We start from the raw sequence: 2,186 nt of genomic DNA on the forward strand, positions 1-2,186 counted from the left end.
CGTCTACTGCTGTCAAGCCGACGGGATGATTGGTTTAGGTTGTGGCGCACGTTCCTACACTAATACTTTGCACTACTCCAACGAGTATGCAGTGGGAGCAAAGGGAATCAGCGAGATTTTACAAGCATATATTCAAACAGCAGATGAGTCATTTGACTACGCACACTATGGTTTTCAACTAAATACTGAAGAACAACGTCGGCGGTATATTTTGTTATCTTTGCTTTCCAATGAAGGATTGAATTGTGCTAGTTATCGTCAGCAATTTGGTAGTGAAGTATACGCTGATTTTCCAGAATTTTCAGAACTGCTTGCTTTAAGTTTGGCGATAAAAGATGAGGATATTTTGCAGTTAACTGAATTTGGCATTGAGCGTTCTGATACTATTGGCGCGTGGTTATTTTCTGAGAAAGTTCAGGAATTAATGCAGGATTATGAGTTGAAATAGTAGGGTTTTAAAAAGATTTGTAGAGAAGCGATTAATCACGTTTCTACTGATATTTACATTACATCTACCGTTGGAGAAAATATGACAAACAATCAAAATCAGCCTAGAGAATTTGATGCAGTACTCGGAGGAGAAGCACCGCCACCAGTACAAGGTGTTGTTTTAGGTGGAATTGAAGGTGTTAAAAGACGCTTATCGAGTTCCAATATTGAAGCTGGAATTGCAGCTGTAAGTGAAGCATTAAACTATGGCGATGCAGGGTTATATTTGCTAATTGAAGCTTTGAAAAATAAATCTAGGAAAGTTCAAAGATCAGCATTGAAAGTTTTAAAAGATATAGAATACCCTCAAATAGAATTAGCTTTAAAAAATTACAAGTTCTGGAGGAGTTTTGAGAAACTCTATAGTATTCCTTGTGGTTATTCAACTACATTTGCTAACCGAAAAGTGATTGAATTTGATCCTACCACTAAGATTAGTGAGACAGTTGATATAGCTTACGCTTTAAGGATTATCCCTAAAGAAGACTATTGGAAACCTAGCATGAATAGTGTAGACAAACTGCAAATATTCTTGCAAAGTCCTCTTGCTAATCAGATTGAAGCTTTGGTCTTCGGATTTTGGTACACAAGTTCTTTAGAAGATTATACTTTTCTTCCTGTTATGAATGCATTACTTAATGCTAATGAAAAACTTGGTAACATTAAAGCTTTATTTATAGGAGATGTTAACAATTCTGAATGGCATCATTTACCACTTCTATACAGTAATTTCAGTTATATTTTGTTAGCTTATCCACAATTAGAAGTATTAAAGATTCGCTGCAATAGTTCTTCAAGGTATTATAAAAACTCCACCGGGATACAATTCAGTCCAGTTAGACATGAAACTTTAAAAGCAATTATTATCGAGGGTGAAATTTCCTATGATGTGATTGATGAAATTTGCCAGCTAGAATTACCAGCCTTAGAATACCTTGAATTATGGTTTGGTACAGACGGAAGATATTCCTATGTTCTTGAATCGATTAGAAATTTTTCTCATATATTCCCAAATCTTAAATATTTAGGACTACGTAACTGTGTCTTCTCAGATGATATGGCTTTTGCTATAGTAGATTCTCCAATTCTTGAAAATTTACTGGAACTAGATATTTCAGTTGGAAACTTAGGATGCAAGGGTGCAGAATGTTTACTTAATTGTCCATCTATTCGTCAACTAGATACTCTTGATATTACTGATAATTATTTAACTGATGAGATAATTAAAGAATTTAATCAATTTGAGATTGAAGTTATTTCCGAGAGACAAAAAACACCAGATAGATATTATTCTGCCTGCGAATAATCAAATTTAACTAATATTCAATAATAACTATTACTATGCACCTCACAATCCTCTATCGCGGTTCTTTAATTAGTTGCAACTACGGTTGTGAATATTGCCCTTTTGCTAAACGCCAACAAACAGCCGCAGAATTAGCTATCGATCAACAATCTTTAGAACGGTTTGTAGATTGGATTTCCCAACATCCCCAACATCAATTTTCAATTCTGTTTACTCCTTGGGGAGAAGCCCTAATCCATTCTTGCTATCAGCAAGCACTGATAAAATTAACGCATTTGCCCAATGTTAATAAAGCTGCAATTCAAACTAATCTCTCTTGTAATTTAGATTGGGTAGAGGAATGTAACAAAGATAAATTGGCGCTTTGGGCAACTTTTCATTCCGAATGGGT

1 protein-coding gene and 2 pseudogenes are annotated in these 2,186 nt (G+C 34.9%); all 3 read left to right on the forward strand.

Annotated features, from left to right (window positions below; genetic code table 11):
• A pseudogene (locus tag CDG77_RS34655) lies at positions 1 to 448 on the forward strand (STM4012 family radical SAM protein); the annotation flags it as partial.
• Between the two features lie 81 nt (positions 449 to 529).
• The gene (locus CDG77_RS34660) at positions 530 to 1,795 is read left to right on the forward strand and encodes a hypothetical protein (RefSeq protein ID WP_094333628.1); all 1,266 of its coding nucleotides are present in this window, start codon (positions 530 to 532) and stop codon (positions 1,793 to 1,795) included.
• 35 nt (positions 1,796 to 1,830) lie between these two features.
• Positions 1,831 to 2,186: pseudogene (locus CDG77_RS34665) on the forward strand (STM4011 family radical SAM protein); the annotation flags it as partial.

It is taken from the genome of Nostoc sp. 'Peltigera membranacea cyanobiont' 213 (genome assembly GCF_002245975.1).
Lineage (GTDB): Bacteria > Cyanobacteriota > Cyanobacteriia > Cyanobacteriales > Nostocaceae > Nostoc.